The organism is Saccharopolyspora phatthalungensis (assembly GCF_014203395.1).
Taxonomy (GTDB): domain Bacteria; phylum Actinomycetota; class Actinomycetes; order Mycobacteriales; family Pseudonocardiaceae; genus Saccharopolyspora; species Saccharopolyspora phatthalungensis.
Genome location: NZ_JACHIW010000002.1, coordinates 463,967 through 490,452 on the forward strand (window position 1 = coordinate 463,967; position 26,486 = coordinate 490,452).

Here is a 26,486-nt window from a genome sequence, read left to right on the forward strand (position 1 = left end):
CGTTGGCAAGAGGCCGACGCACCTGGACGGTGTCCGCGCATCCGGTGACTTCCGCGCTGAACACCCCTTTCCCACCCGTGCCCGCACCACGGATGAGAGGCTCGTCACTCAGTGTCGTGCGGACGTGACCGGGCTGGCACTCCGTTCCCCGCTGCACGGACCTTGAACGCAGCGGAACCGCTGGCGGCGGGGTCGGGCGTGTGCGGCCAGCGGAACGAACCAGGTCGGGTGACGATCACGTCAACGGTGCTGGATCCGCATCTCACGTTCCGCGGGGCCCGGCCGTCTACGGGGAGTGAAAGTGAGACCGTTCGAGCAGATCGTCGACGAGTACGGCCCGATGGTGCTGCGAGTGTGCCGAGCCGTGCTCGGACCAGCCGACGCCGAAGACGCCTGGTCGGAGACCTTCCTGGCCGCGCTGCGCGCCTACCCGGAGCTCGCCGAGGACGCCAACGTGGAGGCGTGGCTGGTCACGATCGCGCACCGCAAGGCGGTCGACGTCACCCGGGCAACGGCGCGTCGACCCGTGGTCGTGGCGCGCCTGCCCGAGCGGCCCAGCACCGCCGGCCGTCCGGAGGACTGGGACGGCGACCTGTGGGCAGCGTTGAGCGCGCTGCCGACCAAACAACGCATGGCCGTGGCCTACCACTACCTGGCGGGGCTGCCCTACGCCGAAATCGCCGAGATCATCGGCGGCAGTACGGATGCGGCCCGCCGCGCCGCGGCCGACGGCATCAAAACCCTGCGCGCGACGTATCGACGCGCCACGAGCGTAGGAGGGGAAGCGTGATGATGGCGATCCACGAATCCGACGACAGGCACCTGTTCGATGCGCTCCCGGCGATCGACTTCGACGTCAGCAAGCGACTGCACTTCGAGCTGGTGCACGCGGCCCGGCGGGAGGGGCTGCTGGACGTCTCCTACCGCACGATCGACACCCCGGTGGGCGAGCTGCTGCTGGCCGCGACCGAGCTCGGCCTGGTGCGGGTCGCGTACACCAGGCAGGGGCATGACCGGGTCCTGGAGTCGCTGGCCAAGTTGATCAGCCCCCGCATCCTGCGGGCAACCGACCGACTGGACGAGGTCGCCCGCCAGATCGAGCAGTACTTCACCAAGCGGCGGCGCGCCTTCGACCTGCCGCTGGACTGGCGCCTCTCCCGCGGGTTCCGGCTGAACGTGCTGTCCCACCTGCCCGACATCGCCTACGGCAACACGGCCAGCTATGCCGATGTCGCGGCGGCTGCGGGCAGCCCCCGAGCGGTGCGCGCAGTGGGTTCCGCGTGCGCGACCAACCCGCTGCCGGTGGTGGTGCCATGCCACCGCGTCGTGCGTTCGGACGGAACGGCGGGCGGATACGTCGGCGGGCTGGAGGCCAAGACGACCCTGTTGAACCTGGAGGCATCATGAGCACGCCGAAGGCGGACCGGTACGCGAAGCGGGTCTCCGGCGCGGACTGGCAGACGGTTGCCGCCGAGGTCAACGACTACGGGTGCGCACTGCTGCCGCAGTTGCTGACCGCCGACGAGTGCGAACGGATCGCGGCCCTGTGGAACGAGCCCGAGCACTTCCGCGCGACGATCAATCTGCGCCGCCACCGCTTCGGAGACAACGGCGACTACCACTACTTCGCCGCGCCCTTCCCCGAGCCGGTGGAGAAGCTGCGACAGGCCCTGTACCCGCGGCTGCTGCCGATCGCCCAGGACTGGTACGACAAGCTCGGCCGGGAAGCGGAATGGCCGGACACCCTTGACGAGTGGCTGGACATCTGCCATCGGGCCGGGCAGACCCGCCCGACCCCTATCCTGCTGCGCTACGAGCAGGGCGGCTGGAACGCGCTGCACCGCGATCTCTACGGCGACAAGGTGTTCCCGCTGCAGGTCGTGATCAACCTCAACGCACCGGGGACCGACCACACCGGAGGCGAGTTCCTGTTGGTGGAGCAGCGCCCGCGGGCCCAATCGCGGGGGACCGCAACGCTGATCCCGCAGGGCCACGGACTGGTGTTCACCACCCGCGACCGGCCGGTGCGCTCGGCTCGCGGTTGGTCTGCCTGCCCCGTGCGGCACGGGGTCTCCGCGGTCCGCTCCGGATGCCGCCACACGTTGGGCCTGGTCTTCCACGACGCCGCCTGATGAGTTACACGCACCCGCGGACGATCGCCGAGATCCCCACCACCTCGCCGGAATCCGTTGCGCTGTCAAAGGCGCTACGCGCCAAGGGATTCGCGTTCGTCGGACCGACGACGATGTTCGCGCTGATGGAGGCCATCGGCATGGTCGATACGCACCTCGTCGACAGCCACCGCCGCGGCACCTCCGGCATCTGGCGGCACCCCTGACCTGGGTGACGGCCGATTCAGCGCGAAATCGCGCCGACTCCAGGCGCACCGGCGTCCGGTCGGGCGCGGCCACCGGCGTGCGGTGACCGCGGCGACGGGTGTTGATCAGGCCGCCCAGCTGGGTTGTCGGCCCGCTCCCGTCGGGACAATTCCGCGGTGCTCCGAAACTTGATCTTGTTTTAGGAGGCGCGGCCGTCTCGGACGACTCTCGGGCCGGTGGTGGACCGCGACGACCGGGACGGTGGTCGGCTACGAGTCCTGGCTGGAGCGCGACCGCTGATCATGCAGGACTTCGGCCCGGACGTCGTCGGGATCGCCCCGCCCGTCGGCCGAGGCGTTCGCTCGATCGCGTGCCGAGACCGACCGCGCGGCCTGCGGCCACCGATTACGAGACAATACGGATTGGGACGGACCGACTATTTCGACGATCCCGCGTGCCGAGTCGGTCGTCATGCGGGGTAGCTGCTACTTCGTGGTCTTGTGAGGGCGCCGCTGACGTAGAGCATGTCGCCCATGCGCATGTCGTCGTCCTTGAGGGGCGGAAGGTCGTTGGCGGCGAACAGGTCTCGGATGCTGATTCCGTTCAGCGCCCAGCCGCGGTCGGTCAGGTAGGGAGCCGCTTCGTTGCGCTCACCGAAATATCGCAGCCTCGCCATGTCGGGATCGAAACTGTGCGCACGCCAGCGTTCGGAGATGCGGTGCAGGCGTTCCTTCGTCTTGTCCTCGTCGCCTGGTTGCGGGTTGGGCTTGCTTTCGGTGGCCACCCGGCTTCCCGGCGCGCTGAGTTCGGTGATGGTGTCCAGCAGGCGATCCTGCGCCTTGGGCGGCAGGTAGCCCAGCAGGCCTTCGGCGCTCCACGCGGTCGGCCGGGCCGGGTCGAATCCGGCGGTGCGCAGTGCGGTGGGCCAATCGTCGCGCAGATCGACCGCGGCCACTCTCCGGTCGGCGGTGGGCGCAGCGCCCAACTCGGCCAGTGTGCGGGTCTTGAATTCGATGACCTGCGGCTGGTCGACCTCATACACCACGGTCCCGGTTGGCCAGGGCAGTCGGTACGCGCGGGAATCCAGCCCCGAGGCCAGGATCACGACCTGCGTGGTGCCCGCGTTCGTCGCATCGAGGAAGAACTCGTCGTAGAAGTTGGTACGTACCTTGGCTATGTCGATCCATACCTGCTCGACCAAGTCGTTGGGGGTCACTTCGCCGGTCGCCAGCCGGGTGAGTAGGTCGACGCCGACCGCCCGGACGAGCGGTTCGGCGAACGGGTCGTCGATGAGCGAACGATCCGCGCGGGTCGCTATCGCCCGGGCCGCCGCGGCCATGCTGGCGGTCGCGCCGACGCTGGATGCCAGGTCCCAGGTGTCTCCGTCGTGCCTGGTGGAAGTCATGTTCTGTCCTACCCTTCTTTGAACCTAGGTCTTGTTTGAGACCGCTCACGGCGACATGAAATCACCAGCCAGACAGGGCATTTATGCCGGTCTTAGCGTGACTTGTCGTGGGCAGCCCTCCGACTCCTCCGAGACGGGAGGGGAGCAGCCAGTGCATATGCCTGCATGTCAGCGAGGTCGCCATGCGCTGTTGGCTCCTCGTCCGACAGCACCGCTACCGGACCCCGCCGTGCTTTCGGTCGTCAATGGGCGAACGCCGTTCCGGCGGCCGGGGCCCGGTCCACCTCCGGCCGGTACACCATCAGCACCGACGCCGCGCCGACCCACAGCGCGAACACGATGCCCGTCACCAAGGCCGCGACCGCTACGAACCCGCTCGGCATGTAGAAGGAAGTGACGCCGGCGATCAACCCGATCAGGCCCACGCCGAGACCGAACCACCCCAGCCACGGCGCCAGCAGTTCGCCGCGCGTCATCGCGGCACCGGCGGTGGCCGCGAACAACGCGACCAGCAGCCCGAGCCCACCTAGCGACAGCCGGTGCAGCTCGGCGAGCACGAACACAATCGACTGGCTCGCGCTGGCCACGTTATTGCTCAGCGAGACCAGCGTGGTGACCGGCAGCACGCTCAGCATCGTCATCGTCGCGAGGCTGACGCCCGCACCGAAGACGACCGGGGAGAACGCTTCCGCACCACCTTCCGCACGCTGCAACAGGTGGCGAAGATGCCCCACGAACCACAGGAACACCACGGCGGCGAGGGTCAAGGCCAACGCGGCCAACAAGATCGTCGCCCGATTCGCCGCGACGTAGAAGAAGGTCAAGACCGGCTCGTCGCTGGGCGGCGACAAGGGGTTGAGGAGCAGGCTGAGCAGCAACAACACCGCGGCCACCAGCCCGCTGATGGCACCCGCACGTTCCCACGAACGCTCATTCATGACGGCCCCCTTTGCAAAAGTGGTGCCGAAACATCTTTGGCACGCCACGGGTACCCAAATCCGGGAGGTCTTGAGGCACCATGGGCCGGCCGAGACAGCAAGCTCTCCACTTTTCATCTTCCGGGAAGAGCCCGCATTAGGTGCCAGGCAGGGACGCCGCCTGCGACCACGAGGGATGCCAGTGCGTCGTTTGGTCGTGGCCGCTTCACACGCACAGGGCCTCACACCTCCCTGCGCCGAGGAGCACGCGAGCGCCAACTCCCCTTTCCTACTCATCCACAATGGACATTTGTGCCGCGTTCGCCTCGCGAGGGCGTTCAACGAACGTTGTAGGCGGCAGCGTTCCGGTCGGTCATCAAGATGCCGGTTCGGGTTCGCTCAGCTCAAGGCGAAACGGTTTGCCCAGGTTGCCACGTCGGCGGTCGTTGCGTTCCCGCCGCAGAGCACGATGCCGAGCGCGGCTCCGGCCCCGACCCGCTCTAGCACCTGCCGCGCGGCCGGAACGAGGCACCCGGTGGCGGGCTCAGCCCAGACCTTCGCGTGGTTGGCGAGGTCGAGGGTTCCCTGCACCGCCTCGGCGTCGGACACCACCAGGACACCTGTGACCAATGTGGACACATGGTCGTAGGTCAGTTGGGAAACCGACGGCGCACTGAGCGTGGAGACCACCGAAGACAGCTCGACCGGCACCGGCCCGCCGGCTGCCAACGCCTGGGACATGGCCTCCGCACCCCGGGTCTCCACTCCCCAGATCCGCACGTCAGGTCGACGCGCGCGCAGCGCCGCGGCCACGCCCGCGATCAGACCGCCCCCGCCGATGCTGACCAACACGTCGGTGAGCTCGCTGGCATCGTCGGCGAATTCCTGGCCGACCGTGCCCTGACCTGCGATGACGGCCGGGTCGTCGAACGGGTGGACCAAGGTGAGCCCACTGGCCTGCAGCTCGGTCATGAGCGCGAACGCACCGGCCATGTCGTCGGTGAGGCGGACCGTGGCGCCGGCGCGCTCGGCGACGTCGACGGCACGAGTCGGCGCCGAACGCGGCATGACCACGGTCGCCTTGATGTGCAGGGCACCGGCCATGACCGCGAGTGCGATCCCGTGGTTTCCGCCGCTGACGGCGACGACCCCGGCGGCGCGCTCGGATTCGCTCAGGGCCAGCAGCTTCGTAGTCGCACCACGCACTTTGAAGGAGCCGGTGCGCTGCAACAGCTCCAGCTTGGCGGTGACCGGCGCTCCCAGCAGTTCGGTGAGGCCAGGGCTGGGCACCGTCGGCGTCCGCACGACATGCCCGGCGATGCTTTCCGCTGCGGATTCGACGTCCTTGATGCTGATCAACCCGCGCGCTTCCGTAACAGTCACAACTGCACGTTAACCGACGCCTCAGCGTCAGCGGCAAGGCATCCTGCGGATGGTCGCGATCGGTTCAGATCGCCATGCCGATGACCTCGCCAATGGCACATCCGGTCAAGCAGTGCGTCGTCGCCGTGATCGCGGTGCGGGTCAGCTCTCGCCCGTCGGCGGACTATTGACCGTGCCCATGAGCGTAGCCGTCGCGTGACGGTGTCACATGATCACTGACTGTGGTACTCCCCTGCTCGGATAGCCGGCAAACGTCCCGCGAGCATCTCACGATCATTTATACCCCCAGCGGGTATATCAAACAAGTGGATCTGGCCGATCGCGAGCATCGCAACTAAGAATTTTGTCGTCGGCCGCAACGATCCCCATCGTCGCGGCGAGCCCGCTCGCCCCGAAACCTTCCAGCAACAGACCCCCGGAATAGTCCTGTTAGGACACTTTCGGCTCCTCCGCTGGATGACGGGATCCAGGCGATGAATCACGACATCAACCCGGGATGCGTTCACTGTCGGCCGCGAGATCGCCCATTCATTTGGTGACCAGCCGCAGCCCGCGCGACCTCCCCCCGTTCAAACCCGAGATCGTCGGAGAACTCGCCGAAGCACAATGCGTCGAGCTTAACGACCTTGGAAACACTGCCCGGACCGAACCACCGTGGTTTGTGGCTCGTCCGTGCGGGAAACCGGGGCGTAGTGTGCTCCGGCGGTGTGGAAGGGGACGAGCGATGAACGCGGGCGGGAAGTCACGACGCGTGGTCGTGGTGGGGGCGACCGGGAACATCGGCACCAGCGTGGTCGAGGCGCTGACCGCGGACCCCGAGGTCGCAACGGTCGTCGCCCTGTCTCGACGGGAAGCCGCCGTCACCGGGCCGAAGACGCGGTGGGAACGGATCGACATCCTCCGGGACGAACTGGTCGACCACTTCGCGTCGGCGGACGCAGTGATTCACCTCGCGTGGTTGTTCCAACCCACGCACGACCCGGTCACTACCTGGCGCAACAACGTGGTGGGCAGCCTCCGGGTGTTCGAGGCCGCGGCGGTCGCCGGGGTCCGCACGCTGGTCCACGCGTCCTCGGTCGCCGCCTACAGCCCCGGCCCCATGCAGGGGCCCATCGACGAGCATTGGCCCACCCACGGGTGGCCCGCAGCCGCCTACAGTCGCGAGAAGGCGTACCTCGAACGCTGCCTGGACATCTTCGAGTACCAGCATCCCGACCTGCGGGTAGTGCGGATGCGTCCGGCGTTCTCCTTCAAGGCGGAGGCGGCCACCCAGCAGCGACGGCTCTTCCTCGGCCCCCTGCTGGTGAACCGCCTCGTCCGGCCCGACCTGCTGCCCGCGTTGCCGACCCTGCCGGGGATGCGTTTCCAAGCGGTGCACAGCGACGATGTCGGCGAGGCCTACCGGCTCGCCACGCGGGCCTCGCGATCCGGCGCGTTCAACATCGCCGCCGACCCGGTCATCGACACCGATGTCCTCGCCGAACTCTTCGGCAAGCGCACGCTCACGGTCCCGGCCGCTCCGGTGCGGGCCGCGCTCAGCGCCGCCTGGCAGTTGCACCTCGTACCGGCTTCGCCCGGCTTGTTCGACACCTTCCTACGACTACCGACCATGGACACCTCACGCGCCCGCACCGAACTGGGCTGGGCTCCGCGGCACACCGCCGAGGACGCCGTCGAGGCGTTCCTGCGCGGCCTCCGGGAGGACTCCGGCGTGACAGCTCGCCACCTGGCCGCCGTTGGCCACGACTCGTAACAACAAATGGCCGCGATTCCCCACCGGCCTTTTCGAAGATCAGCGCTGCGGGCACCCCCGAGCCGCGCCGAGACGTTCACCGAGCAACCGTCAGCGGGTACTGCGGATGGTGTCAGCAAGCACCCGCTGAAGCTGGTCAGCCGTCGATCAGTCGTGCAGGATCACGCCACGGATGTTCTTGCCATCGCGCAGGTCCTGGTAGCCCTCGTTGACCTGCTCCAGGGTGTAGCGCGTCGTCACCAGCTCATCGAGCTTCAGCTTCCCGGCGTCGTGGAGCCGGAGCAGCCGCACGATGTCGTACTGCGGGTTGGACGAGCCGAACAACGAACCCTTGATGGTCTTCTCGTTCAGCGTCAGGTCCGCGCCGGAAACGTGCACCGTGAGCTCGGACGGGTCGGCCAGGCCGGTGATCACGACGGTGCCGCCCTTGCCGATTGCCGCCGTCGCCTTCGACACCACGGTCTCGTCGACCGTGCCGACCAGGATTAGCGCCGCGTCCGCGCCCTGCCCCCAGGTCAGTTCGGTGACCTTCGCGTGTGCCTCGTCGGGGTCGGCGAAGGCGTGCGTGGCGCCGAACTTCAGCGCCGTTTCCCGCTTGAACTCGAGCGGATCGACGACGACCACGTACTTGGCCCCGGCCTGCAACGCGCCCTGCACGGCGTTGATGCCCAGGCCGCCGACGCCGTAGATGATCACAGTGTCCCCGGCCCTGACGTCGCCGGCGTTAACCGCCGTGCCCCACCCGCTGGGCACCCCGCAGCCGACCAGGGCCGCCGTCTCCAGCGGCAGCCAGTCGTCGATCTTGACCACCGAGTGCTGCGAGATCGTTGCCCGCTCGGCGAAGGTACCCAACATGCACATGGCGCCGAAGTCCTCGCCGTCGCCGTGGAACCGGAACGTGCCGTCGGGCATGGAGCCGACCAGGATCGTCGCGCCCATGTCGCACAGGTTCTGCCGACCGGTCGAGCAGTAGCGACAGGTCCCGCAGTTGGGGATGAAGCTGCACACCACGTGGTCACCGGGCTTGACCTTGGTGACGCCGGGCCCGATCTCCTCGATGATCCCGGAGCCCTCGTGGCCGCCGACGATCGGGTACCGGGGCGGCAGGTCGCCGTCGGTGAGGTGCAGGTCCGAGTGACACAGCCCGGCCGCGGTGTACTTGATCAGGACCTCGCCGGGGCCCGGACCGTCCAGGTCCAGTTCGACGATCTCGAAGGGCTTGCCCACCTCTCGCACAACTGCTGCCTTGGTCTTCACGTCCAACTTCCTCCGATCACAGCGCCAAGTTGACTGCTTTGGTCTGGGTGTAGAGGTCGATCGCGTCCGGCCCTAACTCTTGTCGCCAAGCGGTCTGCTGGTACCGCCAAAAGGCAGCGCGGTGTCGAACCCGTGGCACCCGGCAGTAACGATTCCGCCCGGGAACCGCCCCTGCTCGGTAGCTCAGGCACCGCTGTGAAAGCTCGCAAGTTGGTGCGGGCGACTCGCCGCGATCGGACGAACTCGGCCGCGTTTGGCCACGCATTTGCGGCACATCTGAGCACAAAAAACCGCATTCGCGGGATCATTATGGGTGATTTTCCGCGTCTGCGCGTCAATACCTGCCCCAAACGGTCGATGTGCGCGGGCCGGGGCCGTCTTACGGTGAGGCCATGGAGCCGTCTGCGAGCGGTGTCGGCGAGCCTGCCATCCCGGCCCAGCGTGCCGCGCTGGGGCCCGGTCAGGTACTGGTCACGGGTGATGTCGTCCGCGACCGGGTGCTCGACACAGCCAAGCTGGACGCTCGCGCGCACGCCCAGCGGCAGGTCCACTACGTCACCCGGCGCCGTCGGGAAACGCACGTCGTGCAGGGAGTTCCGCTGCACGAGGTGCTCGCCGAAATGCCTCCTCGGCTCGACGAGCGGCACAAGATGGGGCAGCTCAACATCATCGTGCTCGCCCTGTCCGAGGACGGGTTCCAGGTCGTGCTGTCGCTGGCCGAGATCGACCCGGAGTTCGGAGCGTGCGCCGCGCTGCTGGCCACCCGCTACAACGGCCGCGCGCTGACCCGGCCGACCCTGGTGATGCCCGGCGATGGCCGTGCCAGCCGGTATGTACGCGGATTGTGCCGGTTGCGGCTGCTCAACATCGCCCCGTCGGAAGCATTGGCCGATCCGGAGCTCCGCAGCACCGTGCGGTAGGACCCGGCTGTTCCCCACACCGAGCCGGCGAGCGAGTTCGGGCTGACCACCACCCGGCTCGACGGGTTGGGGGCTCGAAGTCATCACCATCGCGCAACGGTGAGTTCCCGCCATTTCGGCGGTCTAACCATGCAGCAGCTCAGGTCCGGAAACGAGGAGGGCCGTCCCGGTGCACATGTTCAATGATGCGGAAACCGCAGTCATGGCCGACTTCGGCCGGTCGGCCGAGCCGTACCGGCGTGATCGGCCCGCTGTGGCCGACACCGGACTCGTGGCAACGGCACGCCCATGACCGAGCCGTACCGCTCGAATCCCTTCGCCGATGCGGTTGTGCTGTTGGAGCGCGCGACCTGCTACGTGCTCGGCACCGCTTCCGCCATCACCGTAGCGGCGCTCGATCACGCCACTCCGTGCACCGCCTGGAATCTCCGGACACTCCTCGCCCACGTCAACGAATCGCTGGCCATCGTCGCGGAAACCCTTGCGCCGGCCCGAACCGGCGAGGCATTCGGCTGCGAGAACATCACGGCGAGCCCGCTCGCGGTCCTTCAGCATCGCGCCGGGTTGCTGCTGGAGACTTGCCTGCAACACCCGAGCCGCGTCCGCATCGAAGGCTGGCCCTTGGACGGCAAGATCGCCACCGCGACCGGTGCACTCGAAATCGCCGTGCACGGCTGGGACATAGCCCAGACCTGCGGACACGACACGATGATCCCGGACGGACTCGCTGCGGCCTTGCTCCGCATTGCGCCACTGCTCGTCACCGACGCCACCCGCCCGTCGTTGTTCGCGCCTCCCGTTGCGTGCTCGCGGCAAGCCGAGCCGGGCGAGCGCCTCGTCGCATATCTCGGGCGATACCCGGGCCACCGGCGATAACCGTTCGGTCGAGGTCTTACTGCTCGCGGCTGAGCGCACTCCAGCGCAGTTTCTCCTGCTCGCGCTTCGGCAATCCCGCGACGACGAGATCGTAGGAATCCTCGACCAGGTCCAGCACCAGCGGATCCGGCATCGAACCGTCGAGGACGACCGTGTTCCAGTGCCGCTTGTTGAGGTGGTAGCCGGGCGTGACTGCCGGGTACGTCGCGCGCAACTGGATCGCCAATTCCGGTTCGCACTTGAGGCTCACCCGCAGCGGGCTGCCGCCCAGCCTGCTGATCGCGAAGATCTTGCCGGCGACCTTGAAGACGCTGTTGGCCTCGTCGAAGGGGAACTCTTCACGCGCACCAGCGAATGCGAGGCATGCGGCCTTGAGCTCCCGCGGCGTCATGCGAGCAGCGTAGCGGTACGGTCCCAGGCGAACGAGTGATGTTGTGTTGATCACGGCAATTGGGGTGTTTGTCCGGAACCAGCTGGTCTACTGTTCCGTTGCTATGGACGTGGACGATGATCCTGGAATCCGACGCAAAGACCTCCCTGCCGACGAACGCTTTCCGAGCTCGCCCTGAGTCCAGCGCCCGGCGGTCGGCCGCATTCCCGGAGACGTCGACCGAGGAGCCGCACCAGCAGCAACCAAATCCACGACATCGCACCGGAATCGCTACAAGACGCAAAAAGGAAGGAAAGGGCCAGGCAGATGGTCTTCAAGAAGCTTCTCGGCGCGCTCGGCGTCGGCGGCCCGTCGGTGGACACCGTGCTGCACCACGCGCATGTCCGCCCGGGTGAGAACATCGCCGGGGAGGTCCGTATCACCGGCGGCAACCAGGACGTCACCGTCGAGCACGTCGCGCTCGGCTTCGTCACCCGCATCGAAACCGAGCACGGTGGCCGTGATGGGCACGCCGGGGTTGAGTTCCACCGCGCCGTGGTGGCCGGGCACTTCCCGCTCCGCGAAGGCGAGAACAAGACCCTCCCGTTCGAGCTGCCCGTGCCGTGGGAAGCGCCGTTGACCAGCGTCTACGGTCAGCACCTGCACGGGATGACGCTCGGGGTGCGCACCGAGCTGGCCATCGCGAAGGTCGCCGACAAGGGCGACCTGGACCCGGTCTCGATCGAGCCCCTGCCCGCGCAGGGACGGGTGCTGGAGGCGTTCTCCCAGCTCGGTTTCCACTTCAAGGGTGCCGACCTGGAACACGGCCACCTGCACGGCACTCACCAGGAACTGCCGTTCTTCCAGGAAATCGAGTTCTTCCCGCCGCCGCAGTTCGCCGGGCGCATCAACGAGGTCGAGCTGACCTTCGTCACCAGCCAGCAGGGGCTGGACGTGGTGCTGGAAGCCGACAAGCGCGGCGGCTTCTTCACGCCGGGCCAGGATGCCTTCGGCCGCTTCCACGTCACCCACGAGGAAGCGCTCAACACGGACTGGGCCGGCCAGATCCTCGGCTGGCTGGAGCAGGTCGCCGAGCGGCGCGGCGCGTTGGGCGGCTACGGCCACCACGGGTACGGGCACCACGACCACGGCTACCACCCACACGACTACGGTCACCACGACGACCACCACCGGCGCGGTTCCGGGATGGGCGGCATGGTGGCGGGCGCCGCACTCGGCGCCGGAGCCGGATTCCTCGGCGGCATGGTCGCCGGCGAGATGATCGAGGAGGTCTTCGAAGGCGACGAAGGAGAATTCTGACCCCGCAAGGTGTTTCGCGGGCGTCGGGATCAGCCCGATGCCCGCGAAAGGCACCTGAGATTCGGTGGCCAGTCCCCGAACGGAGCCGAACCGAATCGGCGGGAATAGCCGGCAAGGTGCTCGCGCGCTCCGCAGCGCGTCAGATCGCGCCGCATCCGGCCAGGTCGTGGTGTGGTTCGCCGCAGACCTCCGCATAGGTCAGGCCGTCGGAGGTAGCCGACGTCCCAGACAGGGCTAGAGCGGTGCGTTGGTCGACGTCCACACAGCGCACCGGGCGGCCTCCGACCAGCAGGGCAGCGCGCTGCAGCGAGGCCCCGGCGTAGGCCAGGACGTGCTGCGGTTGACTGCCGTCCTCCAGCCGGATCCGTTCGGATCCATGCAGGCAGACCAGGCGGTAGCGGCTGCCGCGTCCTTCGCACTCGTCCAGCACTCGGCGCTGTTCGGGGGTAGCGAACCACACCGCGTGCTGCTCGATGACTCCCGGGGCCGCGGCAAGAACCGCCGGACGTTGTCCATCTCGGGCGCGCAGTCCCGCCGACCAGACGGCCGCTAGTCCGGTGCAACGGGCGCGCAGCACAACCGCCGGTCCGGCCAATCCCAGGGTTTCCCGCAGCCAGGTGATTTTCGCGGGGCAGGCGTTCGACCCATAGGCGAGCACGGGTCGCCGGTCGCTGAGCGGAGCGGCACCATGTTCGGCCAGCCACCCGTCCAGGCAAGGCTCGGTAGCCTCGCCGGTGCTCACTCGCCAGCCGGAAGGCGCCACGGCGTCCGGGCGGACCTGATGACCGAAGCCGTCGAGCTGGACGAACGAAAAGTTTGGGCGTGCACCGGGATAAGGGGTCGCGGGGTAGTCGACATCGGCGAAGGACGATCGTGCCGATGATGGGATTTGCCGGTCAGGGAAGCACATGATCCGCCCAGCATCTCGCCGCAAGCCCGCCGATGCTGTGAGCCCGATCGCAAATTCCGTGCCGAGCAACGTGATTTACATCGTTGTCGCACTCTCGGTGTTCATTCGAGCACGCTTCGTGCCTAAGTTCGGCCTGGCGGTTCCGGTGGAAAAGGCATCCTGATTTCCACCGGAACCGCTCGACAGCGATGGGCCGCAACCGGAATGGCCGCGGGAATACTCTCGCGGTCAACCGTTCATTGTAGACACTGCGGTGGCGTAGGCGCGGCGGATCCGGTGACCGGTGTCGAGTTCCGTCGGGCCCGGGACCTCCCGGGCGGCCACCACCGGCCAGGACGGGGGCTCCGGAGTTCCCGAAAGGGCCCACGCCGCTTGGCGGGCGGCGCCGATGGCCACGTATTCGTCGGGCTCCGGCAGCGTCACCGGCGCCCCGAACACCTGGGCCGCGATCTCGCCGACCACGGGCATCTTCGCGGCACCGCCGATGACCAGCACGCGTCCCGCGCCGATGCCCTGTGCACGCAGTTCTTCCAATGCGTTCGCGAGGTTGCAGAGCATTCCTTCGACGGCCGCCCGCGCGACGTTCGCGGGGTCCATGTTCTGCCGCCGAAGGCCGACCAGGCTGCCGCTGGCATCGGGCAGGTTCGGGGTGCGCTCACCGTCGAGGTAGGGCAGGAAGACCAGGCCCCCGGAACCCGGAGCCGCCTGCCGCGCGAGGCGATCGAGTCCGTCGAGGTCGGTGCCCAGCATCCCGGCCGTGGCACTGAGCACGCGGGCGGCGTTGAGCGTGCACACCAGCGGCAAGAAGCGCCCCGTGGCGTCCGCGAAACCGGCCACCGCGCCGGAGGCGTCGGCGGCAGGGTGTTCGGCGACCGCGAACGCCGTTCCGCTGGTGCCCAGCGAAACAACCACGTCGCCTGGTGCGATGCCGAGCCCCAGCGCGGCGCCCATGTTGTCGCCGGTACCCGCGGCGACGAGCACGCCGTCCGGAGTGTGCCCGGCCGCCTCGGCAGGTCCTAGGACCGCCGGTAAGTCTGGAGTCCGGCCGCCGAAGGCGAGCGCGAGCAGGTCCTGCCGATAAACATCGTCGCCCGGGGACCAGTAGCCGGTGCCGGATGCATCGCCGCGGTCGGTGGTGGGCATCGCGGTGCCGCCGGGGCCGCCGCGCAGTCGCCAGGTCAGCCAGTCGTGCGGCAGCATCACCTGCGCCGTGCGGTCGGCGAGTTCCGGTTCGTGCTCGGCCATCCAGCGCAATTTGCTGATGGTCACGGACGCGACCGGCACCGTGCCGACGGACTCGGCCCACTTCTGCGGGCCGCCGAGTTCCTGGATCAGTTGGGTGGCGGCCGCCGCGGATCGGACGTCGTTCCACAGCAGGGCATCGCGCACCGGTCGACCCGAGTCGTCCACCGCGACCAAACCGTGCTGCTGCCCGGCGACCGCGATCGCGTCGACGTCCTCCAGCAGGCCCGCGCCCGCCTCACGCAGGGCCTGCCACCAAGCCTCGGGATGAACCTCGGTGCCCTCCGGGTGCAGGGCGCGGCCGCGGTGCAGCACCCGGCCGGTGGCGGCCTCGCAGATGACGATCTTGCAGGACTGGGTGGAGGAGTCCACCCCGGCGACTGTTCGCATTGTTCGTGGTCCCTGGCTGTTCAGGCGGTCGGCGGGATTTTCGCGTCCGGGGCCGTCCCGGAACGCCTATGCGTGATCATCGTGCCGATGTCGACGGCGCGCATGGGCGGCCCCCTTTACTTCCTTCTGCTTGGTCAGGCTTCGGTGTCGACGATGCGAATCTCCAAACCGAGGCCCCGAGCGGTCCGCAACTCGTCTTCGGGCACCGCGGCGTCGGTGACCAGCAGGTCGTACCCGCTCAGATCGCCGTACGCGTAGGTGGCGGTCCGGCCGAACTTGGTGTGGTCGACGGCGAGTGCGGCGCGATCGGCGATGCGCAGGTAAGCCTCCTTGTTCTCTGCGTACTCGCGCACCGGGTGGTACAGCTTGCCCTCGCTGACGCAGGTGGCCGTCACGAACGCGATATCGACCCGGATGCGTTGCAACTGGCGCCGTATCTCCGGTCCGGCGCAGGATTCGAAATCCTCGTAGAACGTATCGCCGAGCAGCGTCACGTCGACGCCGGCTCCCCCGAGCAGGTAGGTCACGCGCAGCGAGTTGGTGATGACCCGGATCCCCTCGACGTCGGCGAGGCGACGCACGAGCGGGAACAGCGTGCTGCCGCAGTCGAGGAGCACGGTGTTTCCCGGACTGACCTGCGCGGCGAGCACCTCGCAGATGGCTTCCTTGACGTGCTGATTGGCGTTCTCCCGGAAGCGCAGCGAGCTCTCCATGGTCACCGTCGAGAACGCAGCCGCGAATCCGCGCCGCTTGTGCAGCAGCTTGCGGTCCTGGAGGTTGTCCAGATCGCGGTGTATGGTCATCACGCTGACGCCCAGACGGCGCGCGAGGTCATCGATGCGCACTTCGCCCTCGTCCGCAACCTGGCGCAGCACCGACTGACGGCGCTGTTCCACCTCGGCTTCGGACCCGCGGCTGGCCATCGTCACCCCTCTCCGCCCTCGACTGCGGAGAAGAACTTATCACACATTAATTGTGAAGAAACCAAATTTTCCTGAGATCTTTGCTTCCGGCGCTCGCGGCACCGGCGTCAGCGCGGGATGGACGTGCGTTTGAACTCGTTGAGGTCGGTCCACCCGGTCAGCAGATCCACCACGCGTTCGATGACCTTGATGGACGCCGCCGGGTTCGCGCCCTGCCGGGGACGGTTCATCAGCCGCACGAACACGGCCTGCTCGGCGGCGATGAAGGTCGGCACGCCCCAAACGTTGTGCGACGCCACGAAATCCTCGTGCTCGGAGCGCACCTTCTCCAGGGCGTTACCGGCGTCGATGCGCGCGAACACGGCGTCCGCGGGAACCCCGTGGTCGGCGAGGACGCGTTCGACCACCGCGCGGTCCTCAAGGCGCAGTCCGGCATCGTGACGCGCCTCGAAAAGGGCGCGGTGCACCGACGGAAACCGCTCCGGGAACTCGTCCCGGACCACTACCCCGGCCTGCAAGGCGACGATCCCGCTGTCCTGCTCGGGTTTCTCCCAGACGCTGGACTGGCCCTCTTCGACGTGCGCCTGACCGAGGGAGAACGGCAGGTACCGGACCTGCCAGTCGGCCCCCGCGGCCAGGCCGGTGAGCAGATGTTCGTGCACGTTGCGCGCGAACGGGCAGCGATAGTCCCAAGTGACGGCGAACGCGGCGGTCATATCCGGGTCAACATCCTTGCCTTATCGGGGTCACGGATAGCAGTACGAATCCGAGGAGGCGTCGCCGCCTTGGAGACGCACCTGGTGGACCCGCCGACCCCGGAACTCGGCGCCATGCGGGAAGAACCGCTCGTCGACCGCCAGTCCGCCGCCGGCATCCGGATCGGTGTCGACCTTGGCGAACCAGGCGCCCACGCCGTCGGGGTAGAACTGGTCGTCCCAGGCCCCGTACAGCGAGTTCGTCAGGTAGATGCGCCGGCCATCACGGCTGACCTCCACCATCTGCGCCCCACCGGACAGCGGTTCGTCCGGTTCGGCCGGGTGGGCGACGCGCCCGGTGATCCCGCCGAGGCGGACCGAGCCGGTCTCGCGGGGATGCGCGGGATCGCTGACGTCGTACTGCTTCAGCTCGCCCGTCCCCCAGCACGAGACGTACAGGAACCGGTCATCGACGGACAGGTTGATGTCGGTGACCAGCGGCGGCACCGCGCCGAACGGCTGCAGCGCGGGCGGCAGCTGCTCAGCCGGTGCGGGTTCGGCGGGAATGGTGATCACCTTCTCCGCCTGCCAGTCGCCGCCCTCGCGGTGCCAGCGCCAGACCGACGCCGACAGGTCCTCAGTGCTGACGACCACGCCGGCGAAGCCCCAGGTGGCGTCGGGGTCGTGCGAAGGACGCAGTTCGAGCACCATCTGATGCTGGGCGCCGAGGTCGACGCGCTGGACGTGGCGTCCCTCGGCCAGGTCCCAGAAGTGCAGGGCGTGGCCGTACTCGTTGTTCAGCAGCTGTTCCGGAACGACCCCGTTCTCGATCATGGCGGGAGTGCCCCACTCGCTGGTGATCAGGGTGTTCTGGTTGAGGTGCCACCAGGCGTCGTAGGCCAGGTGCTGCGGCCCCCGATCGGTTTCCCAGGCGCGCACCACGTCGAACGTGTCGTGGTCGAGCACGGCGATTCCCCCCGGGCCATCGTCGCTACCGGCGGCTCCGAGGCAAGACAGGTAAATCCCGTCCGGCCCGCAGTGCAGGGTATGCGGCCGGGAGTAGCCGGCTTTCGCCGCGAGTTCTTCGGCCGTCACGGTTCGCACCAGTTTCGGCTGCCGGGGGTCGGGATGGGTGTCGTAGATGTGGATGTTCGACGAGCGCAACCCGGGCAGCAAAAGGTAGCGGCGTTGCAGGCCATCGGTGTGATGTCCGGCGTGGGCGAACGCGCTGCTGCACGCGTTCCAACCGAAGTGGTGCAACTCGTCGCCGCGGGTGGGCAGATCGGCCCAACCGACCACCCGGCCGAAGCTAGCCGATTCCGGGTCGGTGTCGACGACGGTGAGCGCGTCCGGTTGCGCGCCGTCGCGGTCGAACGCGACGACGTAGGCCAGGCGCTCGGCGGGCGCGGCGATGGCTTCGCCCGGACTGCGGTAGAAGGTGGGATCGAGCTCGGCTGGAGAACTCATCATGGCTCCTCGACAAAGCGGCGTGATCAACCAGACTCTCGGATGCGGAGCGGAGCGTCGAGGCAGTCCGGATGATGGGACCCGTACGGCGCAACGAAATACGTCCGAAGGGCTAAGCGGGTTGGTAGGTCAGACAGTCCACAATGTCCGGTCCGTACCCGACGGAGATGCCGGGTGCTTGGCATTCGAGGTGAAGGTTGTAGCGGCAATCGACCATCTTGCACGCCCCGACGTGCCCGACCGCGGCGGGATCGCCGCCCGCGACCGGGGCGCTGCAGAAGGTGTCACACTGCGCGTGCTCCGGATCCCCGATGGTGATCGCGAGGGCGTGGCAGGTCATTTCCCGGTTGAACGCGCAGTTCTCGGCGGTGCACCTGTTCACGAGAGGCATTTCCATGGTCACCACCCGGCTTCTTCGGATTCGCTGTGTCATCCGGCGCGCAGGACGGCGACCGGACAGGGCGCGCGGTTGACCGCGGCGTGGCTGACCGAACCGAGCAGTGCGCGCCGGATGCGGCCACGGCCGTGACTGCCCACCACCAGCAGGCTCGCCTCCTGAGCTTCCCGGAACAGGGCCTGTGCGGGTTTCTCCGGCGTGACCACCCGACGAACGTCGACATCCGGATACCGCTCGCCCCACCCGGCCAGGGACTCGGCGAGCACCTGCTCGGCGTCCCCGCGCACCTCGCTCCAGGGCAGCTCCCACTGCTGGACCCGTCCGAAGGGATCCAACGACAGATCGCTCCAGGCGTGCACGGCCACCAGCTCGCAGCCGTGCCGGGACGCGAAGTCGTAGGCGAAGCCGATCGCCAGCCCGCTGGCGGGTGAACCGTCGACGCCCACCACGACCGGCGCCGAGTCCGGTCGATCACGACTGCCCCGGATTACTGCCACCGGTGCTCCGGACCGGCGCGAGAGCAGTTCCGCCGAGGTCGAGCCGAGCACGCCGAGCTGCTGCTCGATCTGCGGACCGCCGAGCACGAGCAGCTCGGCCTCCGCCGCGCACTCGCCGAGCAACACGGCAGGGTCGCCGAATGGCATCTCGTTGCGCACTTCGAGCCCGGGATCGATCTCCCGGCAATCCGCCGCGAGCACCTCAAGCTCGCGCCGCAGGGCTTGCTGAAGCGGCTCCCGCAGGTCGTCCGCACCCGGCACCTTGATCGACGTGCGCTCCTCGAACGGCCACGGGAGCACGTGCACGAGCAGCAGCGGTCGACGCCGACTGGACGCCTCGTGCGCAGCCCACCGGACCGCCCGCCGCGACGACTCCGACAGGTCGAACCCCGCTACGACCGCCTTGCGGCCTGCGTCCGCCATCCCGACCCCCTAAACCGCAGCATGACAATTTCCATAATGAACCGCACGCGGCCACCCGGCAGCAGATGGCCCGTTGCCGGAGCGGACCGGCCGTGAACAGGACAGGGCGTCAGCCCGATCATGACTGGCAGCGTTCAGCCGACGCCCTACCGAGCCGGTCACACGGCCAGCGACGCCGGTGGATCCACATCATCCGAGCAGGACGGCCAAGTGCGCACCACGAGATAGATTCCGCGAGCCATCAGCGAACGATATTCCACAGTGGAAAGTTTCGACCGGGTCCGGTGAGGCCAGCTCACTCCGGCCATACCCAGCTCCGCGACCCAGTCGAAGAATCCGCTGGTGGTGCTGATGTCCGTCGAGCGAGACGACGTGCTGGCAGGTGGCCTTCAACTTGGTGGCCAGCGCTCCCAGCAGTGCGACAAGATCCTGATATTGGTCATGGGCGAAGCGGGAGAACTCCTCGACCTTCACGCCGACATCGGGATGAGCTCGCGGAGCCTTCGCCGCGGTGGCGTTGTCGCTGTCGAGCCGCCCTTCCTCCAGCAGTCCGGCGAGCTCAGCCAGCAGATGCGAGCTACCGTCCACAGAGGATGGTTCCACCCGGAAGTTCATAGGTCTCCCAAGGTCCGCACTGGTCCGTCGCGGCTGTGCCATGGCACCGCCGAGGCGGGTGATCGAGTACCGCTGCGGAACCGAACCGGTGCGAGTAACCTCGACTGTCCACGGATTCATCAGCACGAATCGCTCGGCGAAGCGGTTTGCTCAGGGACAGCCGCAAGGAATCTTCACGATGTCGATGCCAGCGCCTGCCAGGGCCGTGTCGAATGATGCCGTGAATCGACCGGCTCGATCACGGGCGAGGAACGCGAACTCGGCAGCCCGATCGCCGAACCCCATCAGAAGATTGCGAGCCCGCTGCTTGGATTGCAGCGTCCACCGTGGCCGCGTAGGTGAACCGGCTGGCGACGTCGAGCATCCCGAGCAGGCGGTCGACGATCCGGTTCTGGGTGACCAGCAGAAGATCGGTTTCGCGCATCAGGGCGCGGTGCGCGGCTTCCAGTAGCGCCACGACCCCGTGAGTAGACAGGAACGACAGAGCGGACAGGTCCAGGACGGCGGTGCGGGTGTCCGTCGACAGGTTCGCACGCACCACCTCGGCGAAACGCGTGGCGCTGTCCATGTCCAGAACCCCGGCGGCCTCGATGACGACGACACCGGCAACCGGGCGCGTGATGTTCAGGCGCAGCGCCTCGGCTCCGGGCGTGCGGTCTTCGATTCTCAGTTCGGTGCGCGGAGCCGGAACCTCGGTGCGGCCGAGTTCGGCGAAGGACATTCACAGCCTCCCCTGGGCTTCAGGATTCGGGTGTTCGGCCGCGCCGTGGAGACCCGACGGACCAGCCTCCACGCTACGACCGAAAACGAGATCACCAGGGAATATGACCTTTCGAGCACGTCACAATACGAAGGGTGCCCAGTTTCGGTCGGGGCACACGAACGTGTGACAAGCGCCGTCACTCCCAGCGAGCGGCCTTCGCCGGCGGGCATTCAGTGGCCTACCGCCCCGCCGGCGGTCTGCGGTGCCAGCGAATCGTTCGTCCTTCGGCCGACGCTCTCCCGCGCGAGGTAGTCCTCCACGTCGAAGAGATTGCCGTGGGCTCGGTCCAGCACGTTGAGCATGGTCGACATCTGCGAGACCGCATCGACCTGTTCGGCCAGGAACCAGCGCATGAACTGCTCGCCCAGGTAGTCTCCGTCCTCCCGGACCGTCCGAGTCTGCGTGGCGACCTCGGCGGTCACCGCCCGCTCCTGCTCCAGGGCGAGCGCGATGAGCTCCCGAGGCTCGGAAAAATCGCTTCGCACCGTCGGCACGGCCGGGATCTCCACCGCGAGGTTGCTGTCCATCATGTACTGCACGATGCGCAGCGCGTCGGTGCGCTTCCGCAACGACCGACGGTAGAAGTGTGCCGCGAGACGGGGCAGGTCCCGCTGGTCGAACCACACGGCGATCGCGAGGTACTGCTGCGAGGCGCGGAATTCGTTGCCCACCTGCTCCGCCAAGAGGTGCTGGGCACGCGAGACGCGCGGCTCGATCTTCTTCACGCTACTGGTCATGGGCGAACGCTAGAACGCATTACCGCCGGTTACTCGTTACCTGCCGTGAATCCCACCAATTGAGCGACGGGTTCGTGTACGGCGAATGCACGCCGGCGGCGACAGTCACTCACGGCCGCCCCGGCGGGTGCGGCGGGTCGGGGTTGCCGTGGCGGGGTCCTCCGGCCACGGGTGCTTGGGGTAGCGGCCGCGGAGTTCCGCGCGGACCTGCTGGTACCCGTTGCGCCAGAACGAATTGAGGTCGGCCGTGACGGCCGCCGGACGGCCGGCCGGTGACAGCAGGTGCAACACGACCGGCACCCGGCCGTCGGCGATGCGCGGCGGGTCGTGCCAGCCGAAGACCTCCTGCAGCTTGACCGGCAGAGCGGGGCGGTCGTCCTGGTAGTCCACCTTGATGCGGGAGCCGGAGGGGACCTCGATCCGATCCGGCGCGAGTTCGTCCAAGCGGCCCGCCGCCGACCACGGGATCAGCCGCCGCAGCGCCACGCCCGCCGGAATCCGCAGATCGGCGCGCCGCCGGGCGTTCGAGAGCTCCGGCTCCAACCATTGATCCACAATGGACAGCAAGGTTTCGTCATCGGTGGCGGGCCAGGGATCGCCGAGGGCGGCGTGCAGGAAGCCGAGCCGTTGCCGCAGCCGCCGCGCATCCTCGTTCCAGGCCAGCAGTTCCAGCCCCTCCGCACGCAGGCCGGCCAAGAGCGCCGCCCGGACCTCGGCGGGATCGGGATCGGGAATCGGCCGTTGGCTCAAGGAGATCGCACCGAGCCGCTCGACCCGGACGGCCCGCACGTCGCCGTCGATCCAGCCGATCTCATCGACATTGGTCACCAGGGCGGGCGCCGCGCGCCGAGCAAGTGCCTCGTCGGCCGGCGCGGCCAGACGGACCGTACCGCAGGCGCTTCCCGGGGCTCGGTCGGCGACCGCCACCGCGAGCCACTCCGATCCGCGCAACCCGGAGTTCCCGGGCAACTCCACCGCCGTCCCGGAGGCCAGCAGGTACACCGCAGAATCCGCTCCCCGGCGCCGCGCTAGGCGCTCCGGCTGTGCCAACGCGACGACCAGCGCCGCATCGCCCGGTGCCAACGTTCCTGAGGGTGCCGACGTTCCAGAGTGCGGTTGCACCGACGCACGCAGCCTGCGGACCTCACGGCGCCACCGCTCGCTGCCCGGAACTCCCCGACGCAATCGGGCGAGCGCGGTCTCCACGTCGACTTCGCTGGTCAATGCGTCGTTGTCGAGCAGGGCGACGACTTCGGCCGCGATTTCCGCGCCCGCCAGCTCGCGGCCGTCGAGCAGCGCGCGGGCCAGCTTCGGGTGCAGGCCGAGCTCGGCCATCCGGCGTCCCCGGTCGGTCACCGCGCCGGAGACCTCCAGCGCGCCGAGGCCGCGCAACACCTCCCGTCCCGCGGCCAACGCACCGGCGGGCGGCTCGTCCCACCACGTCAGCGCCGAGCCGTCCGGCGTTCCCCAGCAGGCGAGTTCCAGCGCCAACCTCGTCAGATCGGCGGTCCGGATCTCCGGTTCCGGGTAGGCGGGCAGGGTGCTGTGCTCGTGCTCCGGCCAGCACCGGTACACCACGCCCGGGCCCTGCCGTCCGGCACGGCCCGCCCGCTGTTCGGCCACCGCCGCCGACACCCGGACCGTCGCCAGCCCGGACAGGCCGCGCCGGTTGTCCACACGCGACACCCGGGACAGGCCCGAGTCGACGACGGCGCGCACTCCTGGCACGGTCAGGCTCGATTCCGCGACCGCCGTCGCCAGCACCACCCGACGCCGCTCCCCCACGCGCAGCGCCGAGTCCTGCTGGGCATGGGGAAGCCTCCCGTGCAGCGGCAGAACGTCCACATCGGATTCATCGAGCAAACCCGCGACGCGTCGGATCTCCGCCGCACCGGGCAGGAACGCCAGCACATCGCCGTCCTGCTCGGCAAGCGCAGTCCGCACCGCCCGCGCCACGCATGACTCGATCCGCTCGCCCCGCCTCGGCGATAGGTATGTGGTCCGAACCTGATGGGTCCGGGCGTGCGCCTCCAGGACCGGCGCGTCGCCGAGCAGTTCCGCGGCACGACCGGCCGCCACCGTGGCCGAGGTCGCCAGCACCCGCAGGTCCGGCCGCAGCCCCTCGCGCGCGTCCAGCAGCAGCGCCAACAGGAGATCCGCGTCGAGATGCCGTTCGTGGCATTCGTCGAGTATCACCACGTCGACCCCGGAGAGCTCCGGATCCGATTGCAGCCGCCGCACCAGCAGGCCGGAGGTCACCACCTCGACGATGGTGTCCGCACCCCGGCGGCGCTCGCCCCGCACCGAATATCCCACGCGCTGCCCGACGTTCTCGCCGAGCAGGCTCGCCATGCGTTCGGCCGCGGCTCGGGTCGCCAACCTGCGCGGCTCCGCTACCACGACGCGCAGCCCTTGCTCGGCCAATGCCAGCGGGACCAATGTCGTCTTGCCGGTACCCGGCGGGGCAACCAACACCGCCGTGCAGTGCTTCGTCAAGGCATCGGTGACGTCGCCCAGCACGGCACGGACGGGAAGATCGGGGAAGTCGAGCATAACCTCCCCATCCTGCCATCCCAGACGCCCCGGCCCGACCAGCGGCGGCTCGCGGCAGGTCAGCCAGCCTGCGTCGCCGGCGCCAGATGAGGAACCACGGGTGGCCTCATACCGCCGCTGATCGTCCACTGAGGACTGCTGACGATGGTTGCCGCCACAAGGACGCTTGCCGACCCATCGCGGCGCGCACCTGTCATGCCCCAGCCACCGCATCAACTTCCGCAGGACGAGACCGCTTTCGCACCCGTTGCGGGTCGTGCCGCGAAGTGCTCACGGGCGTGGCCGGACCGAATCGGTTTCGAGGCGCTCCGCGATGAGGTCGAGCAGCGAATCGACTTCCGCCTGGTCATAGCCGGTGCCGGCGTCGGGCTGCTCGCTGAAGGTGACGGTGTGCACCTCCTCCGAGGTCACATTGTCGGCTCCGCGCAGGGTCGCCACGACGCGGTCCAGGAAGTCATCGACCTCGTCCTCGTGGTAGCCGCGCTCACCCTCGGCCGAACCGCGCAGCACTACGCTGCCGACCGCCTCCGAGGTGAGCCGCGGAGCTCCCGGGTGCAACGCCCGGGGGAAGGCGCGGCCGATCGGCAGGCGCTGCGCCGGGACCAACCGCCCCTGCGGGGCCATCTGCTTGATGATCGTGGAGACCATGACGAGGAAGGCGAAAACGCTGGCCTCCTGGTAGCCCGGCTGGCCCGGTCCGGGCGGATTGAACCGGGCGTTCAACACATCCTGCGCGGTGAGCTCGTCCGCACCGCGCAGCGTGGCCTCAACGCGGTCCATGAACGCATCGACCTCGGCCTTGTCCAGCGCCGGCTGCTGCGCGGTGGCGCTCGCCAGCACCTCGCGTCCCGCCGGGACCGGCTCGCCGGTCCGCTCCACCGGCTCGGGCCGCGGTACCGACGCGACCGGGTCGGGACGCCGGGCCACCGCCTTCTCGCGCGCTGTCTTCTCGGGCGCTGTCTCGCCGCTTCCCGACCGGACGCGTTGATCGGCCTCCCGCACCTCCCTCTTCATCAGGGTCAGCGCCACCTGGTCCAGGAACTCGGCGACCTGCGTTTTCTTGTAAGCCCGCCCGGGCTTACCCGGGCTGAACCGGGCCCTCAGCACGTCGCGCGCGGTCACCAGCGGTTTCCCGCGCAGTGTTGCCTCGACACGGGTCAGCAACTCGTCGACCTCGGCCTCGTCGTAGCCGCGGCTTCGTCGCCACGTCCTGGTGAAAGAAACGTTGTGCACATCGTCGGGGGTGAGCATCCTCGCGCCTCCAGGGCATGCGCCGCCTACTTATGGACGCATGCCCGGCGTCCTCCACCGAGCCCCCGACCCGCCCGTTCTGCGCGACACAGCTTGCCCAAGCTCAAGCGCGAGATCAAGACCTCTGGTCTGCTCCGAGCGGTGACATTCGTCGGCACGCCGACCGCAGCGTGTTCGCCCGGGTGCGGACCGTGGGGACGCCGGAGGGAGGCCAACACCCGCCGCAACGCCGATCGGCGCACCGGCCACTTAGGACTGTTCGCCGAGGGCGACTGCTGGCCCACCCGGAGCCAACGCGCCAAGATGGAAGGTGCCACCGTAGGTGCGAGGCATCGGAGGACTCCATGACAAGCTCAGCTGAGCGCGCGGCGGTGGAGCAGTCGCACAAGCGGGTGCGGGCCTACCTCGGCGGGCAACTGGTCGCGGACACCCGGCGGCCATTGCTCGTGTGGGAACACCCCTACTACCCCACCTACTACCTGCCGGTCGGCGACGTGCGCGCCAAGCTGCGCCCGACGGGCGAGAGTCGGCACGCCGACCGCCTCGGCGAGGGCGATGTCTATGACGTGCTCGTCGACGGAGCCACCGCCGAACGCGCCGCGGTCCGGTTCCCGGATTCCGCCACCACCGCCGTGCACGACTACGTGCGGTTCGAATGGGGCGCGATGGACGAGTGGTTTGAGGAAGACGAACCCGTCTACGTCCACCCGCGCGACCCGTACAAGCGGGTCGACATCCTGGCGAGCTCACGGCACGTGACCGTGCGTATCGGCGGCGTCGTGGTGGCGGACTCGCATCGCCCGCACATCCTCTTCGAAACCGGCCTGCCGCCGCGTTACTACCTGCCGCTGGCCGACGTGCGGATGGACCTGCTGCGGCCGTCGGACCGGCGGACTCAATGCCCCTACAAGGGCACCGCGACGTACTGGAACGTGCTCATCGAGGGCACCGAGCACGCCGGTTTGGTGTGGACCTACCGCACCCCGCTCCCGGAAAGCCAGAAGATCGCCGGGCTCGCCTGCTTCTACGACGAACACGTCGAAATGACCATCGACGGCCAACCGCAGGAACAACCGCGCACCCCGTTCTCCTGACGATCGCGAC

Annotated in this window: 27 protein-coding genes and 1 pseudogene; 11 read left to right on the forward strand and 17 right to left on the reverse strand. The window is 68.5% G+C overall.

The window, feature by feature from the left end:
• Positions 1 to 295: 295 nt before the first annotated feature.
• From BJ970_RS29135 to BJ970_RS29150, 4 genes and pseudogenes are all read left to right on the forward strand, one after another.
• Positions 296 to 790 (forward strand): RNA polymerase sigma factor, encoded by a 495-nt coding sequence (locus BJ970_RS29135; protein ID WP_184730175.1) that lies wholly within the window; start codon positions 296 to 298, stop codon positions 788 to 790.
• Positions 790 to 1,407 (forward strand): methylated-DNA--[protein]-cysteine S-methyltransferase, encoded by a 618-nt coding sequence (locus BJ970_RS29140; protein ID WP_184732401.1) that lies wholly within the window; start codon positions 790 to 792, stop codon positions 1,405 to 1,407. The genes BJ970_RS29135 and BJ970_RS29140 overlap by 1 nt, the downstream gene beginning before the upstream one ends.
• The gene (locus BJ970_RS29145) at positions 1,404 to 2,132 is read left to right on the forward strand and encodes a 2OG-Fe(II) oxygenase (protein WP_184730177.1); all 729 of its coding nucleotides are present in this window, start codon (positions 1,404 to 1,406) and stop codon (positions 2,130 to 2,132) included. The genes BJ970_RS29140 and BJ970_RS29145 overlap by 4 nt, the downstream gene beginning before the upstream one ends.
• Before the next feature lie 14 nt (positions 2,133 to 2,146).
• Positions 2,147 to 2,338 (forward strand): annotated as a pseudogene (locus tag BJ970_RS29150) (DNA-3-methyladenine glycosylase I); the annotation flags it as partial.
• A gap of 449 nt (positions 2,339 to 2,787) precedes the next feature.
• On the opposite strand, the gene BJ970_RS29155 reads toward BJ970_RS29150, so the two are convergent.
• The 3 genes from BJ970_RS29155 to BJ970_RS29165 form a co-directional block, all read right to left on the reverse strand.
• Complete coding sequence (locus tag BJ970_RS29155; protein ID WP_184730179.1) at positions 2,788 to 3,723, reverse strand: SAM-dependent methyltransferase; 936 nt, start codon at positions 3,721 to 3,723, stop codon at positions 2,788 to 2,790.
• 242 nt (positions 3,724 to 3,965) lie between these two features.
• Entirely contained in the window at positions 3,966 to 4,661 is a 696-nt protein-coding gene (locus BJ970_RS29160; protein ID WP_184730181.1) for a hypothetical protein, read from the reverse strand.
• Positions 4,662 to 5,039: 378 nt separating this feature from the next.
• A complete protein-coding gene (locus BJ970_RS29165; protein ID WP_312864525.1) occupies positions 5,040 to 6,023 on the reverse strand; it encodes a threonine/serine dehydratase family protein in 984 nt (327 codons plus the stop codon).
• 724 nt (positions 6,024 to 6,747) lie between these two features.
• Here BJ970_RS29165 and BJ970_RS29170 point away from each other — a divergent pair.
• Positions 6,748 to 7,776, forward strand: a complete 1,029-nt coding sequence (locus BJ970_RS29170; RefSeq protein ID WP_184730185.1) for an NAD-dependent epimerase/dehydratase family protein — start codon at positions 6,748 to 6,750, stop codon at positions 7,774 to 7,776.
• Positions 7,777 to 7,923: 147 nt separating this feature from the next.
• Here the strand turns inward: BJ970_RS29170 and BJ970_RS29175 are convergent, their stop codons facing one another.
• Positions 7,924 to 9,033, reverse strand: a complete 1,110-nt coding sequence (locus tag BJ970_RS29175; protein WP_184730187.1) for an NDMA-dependent alcohol dehydrogenase — start codon at positions 9,031 to 9,033, stop codon at positions 7,924 to 7,926.
• Positions 9,034 to 9,425: 392 nt separating this feature from the next.
• Here BJ970_RS29175 and BJ970_RS29180 point away from each other — a divergent pair, with 392 nt between their 5' ends.
• The 3 genes from BJ970_RS29180 to BJ970_RS29185 all read left to right on the forward strand — a co-directional run bounded on the left by BJ970_RS29180 (position 9,426) and on the right by BJ970_RS29185 (position 10,829).
• A complete protein-coding gene (locus tag BJ970_RS29180) occupies positions 9,426 to 9,953 on the forward strand; it encodes a molybdopterin-binding protein (protein WP_184730189.1) in 528 nt (175 codons plus the stop codon).
• A gap of 169 nt (positions 9,954 to 10,122) precedes the next feature.
• Positions 10,123 to 10,245 (forward strand): hypothetical protein, encoded by a 123-nt coding sequence (locus tag BJ970_RS39120; protein WP_281399643.1) that lies wholly within the window; start codon positions 10,123 to 10,125, stop codon positions 10,243 to 10,245.
• Positions 10,242 to 10,829: a TIGR03086 family metal-binding protein gene (locus BJ970_RS29185; protein WP_184730191.1), complete on the forward strand. Its 588-nt coding sequence runs from the start codon at positions 10,242 to 10,244 to the stop codon at positions 10,827 to 10,829. Before BJ970_RS39120 ends, BJ970_RS29185 begins: the two co-directional genes overlap by 4 nt.
• A gap of 16 nt (positions 10,830 to 10,845) precedes the next feature.
• Here the strand turns inward: BJ970_RS29185 and BJ970_RS29190 are convergent, their stop codons facing one another.
• Positions 10,846 to 11,220, reverse strand: a complete 375-nt coding sequence (locus BJ970_RS29190) for an MmcQ/YjbR family DNA-binding protein (protein WP_184730193.1) — start codon at positions 11,218 to 11,220, stop codon at positions 10,846 to 10,848.
• 306 nt (positions 11,221 to 11,526) lie between these two features.
• Between BJ970_RS29190 and BJ970_RS29195 the strand changes: the two genes are divergently transcribed.
• A complete protein-coding gene (locus tag BJ970_RS29195; RefSeq protein ID WP_184730195.1) occupies positions 11,527 to 12,519 on the forward strand; it encodes a sporulation protein in 993 nt (330 codons plus the stop codon).
• A 139-nt stretch (positions 12,520 to 12,658) separates the two neighbouring features.
• Here BJ970_RS29195 and BJ970_RS29200 read toward each other — a convergent pair whose 3' ends face one another.
• Positions 12,659 to 13,261 (reverse strand): gamma-glutamylcyclotransferase family protein, encoded by a 603-nt coding sequence (locus tag BJ970_RS29200; protein ID WP_312864526.1) that lies wholly within the window; start codon positions 13,259 to 13,261, stop codon positions 12,659 to 12,661.
• Between the two features lie 166 nt (positions 13,262 to 13,427).
• Between BJ970_RS29200 and BJ970_RS29205 the strand changes: the two genes are divergently transcribed.
• Entirely contained in the window at positions 13,428 to 13,592 is a 165-nt protein-coding gene (locus tag BJ970_RS29205; RefSeq protein WP_184730199.1) for a hypothetical protein, read from the forward strand.
• 65 nt (positions 13,593 to 13,657) lie between these two features.
• Here BJ970_RS29205 and xylB read toward each other — a convergent pair whose 3' ends face one another.
• The 11 genes from xylB to BJ970_RS29260 form a co-directional block, all read right to left on the reverse strand.
• Entirely contained in the window at positions 13,658 to 15,061 is a 1,404-nt protein-coding gene (xylB, locus tag BJ970_RS29210) for a xylulokinase (RefSeq protein WP_184730201.1), read from the reverse strand.
• 134 nt (positions 15,062 to 15,195) lie between these two features.
• A complete protein-coding gene (locus tag BJ970_RS29215; protein WP_184730203.1) occupies positions 15,196 to 15,984 on the reverse strand; it encodes a DeoR/GlpR family DNA-binding transcription regulator in 789 nt (262 codons plus the stop codon).
• A 107-nt stretch (positions 15,985 to 16,091) separates the two neighbouring features.
• Complete coding sequence (locus BJ970_RS29220) at positions 16,092 to 16,700, reverse strand: DsbA family protein (RefSeq protein ID WP_184730206.1); 609 nt, start codon at positions 16,698 to 16,700, stop codon at positions 16,092 to 16,094.
• A 30-nt stretch (positions 16,701 to 16,730) separates the two neighbouring features.
• Positions 16,731 to 18,146 carry a selenium-binding protein SBP56-related protein gene (locus BJ970_RS29225; protein ID WP_184730208.1) on the reverse strand — a complete coding sequence of 472 codons (1,416 nt, stop codon included), beginning with the start codon at positions 18,144 to 18,146 and terminating at the stop codon, positions 16,731 to 16,733.
• A 112-nt stretch (positions 18,147 to 18,258) separates the two neighbouring features.
• On the reverse strand, positions 18,259 to 18,543 hold the full coding sequence (locus BJ970_RS29230) for a DUF1540 domain-containing protein (protein WP_184730210.1): 285 nt from the start codon (positions 18,541 to 18,543) through the stop codon (positions 18,259 to 18,261).
• A gap of 32 nt (positions 18,544 to 18,575) precedes the next feature.
• Positions 18,576 to 19,463: a universal stress protein gene (locus BJ970_RS29235; protein ID WP_184730212.1), complete on the reverse strand. Its 888-nt coding sequence runs from the start codon at positions 19,461 to 19,463 to the stop codon at positions 18,576 to 18,578.
• 189 nt (positions 19,464 to 19,652) lie between these two features.
• Complete coding sequence (locus tag BJ970_RS29240; protein WP_184730214.1) at positions 19,653 to 20,066, reverse strand: hypothetical protein; 414 nt, start codon at positions 20,064 to 20,066, stop codon at positions 19,653 to 19,655.
• A 250-nt stretch (positions 20,067 to 20,316) separates the two neighbouring features.
• Complete coding sequence (locus BJ970_RS29245) at positions 20,317 to 20,799, reverse strand: STAS domain-containing protein (protein ID WP_184730216.1); 483 nt, start codon at positions 20,797 to 20,799, stop codon at positions 20,317 to 20,319.
• Between the two features lie 212 nt (positions 20,800 to 21,011).
• Entirely contained in the window at positions 21,012 to 21,578 is a 567-nt protein-coding gene (locus tag BJ970_RS29250) for a ferritin (protein WP_184730218.1), read from the reverse strand.
• A gap of 105 nt (positions 21,579 to 21,683) precedes the next feature.
• Positions 21,684 to 24,131: an ATP-dependent helicase HrpB gene (hrpB, locus tag BJ970_RS29255; RefSeq protein WP_184732405.1), complete on the reverse strand. Its 2,448-nt coding sequence runs from the start codon at positions 24,129 to 24,131 to the stop codon at positions 21,684 to 21,686.
• A 270-nt stretch (positions 24,132 to 24,401) separates the two neighbouring features.
• Positions 24,402 to 25,382 carry a DivIVA domain-containing protein gene (locus BJ970_RS29260; RefSeq protein ID WP_184730221.1) on the reverse strand — a complete coding sequence of 327 codons (981 nt, stop codon included), beginning with the start codon at positions 25,380 to 25,382 and terminating at the stop codon, positions 24,402 to 24,404.
• A gap of 344 nt (positions 25,383 to 25,726) precedes the next feature.
• Here BJ970_RS29260 and BJ970_RS29265 point away from each other — a divergent pair, with 344 nt between their 5' ends.
• The gene (locus BJ970_RS29265; RefSeq protein ID WP_184730223.1) at positions 25,727 to 26,476 is read left to right on the forward strand and encodes a DUF427 domain-containing protein; all 750 of its coding nucleotides are present in this window, start codon (positions 25,727 to 25,729) and stop codon (positions 26,474 to 26,476) included.
• Positions 26,477 to 26,486 lie beyond the last annotated feature (10 nt).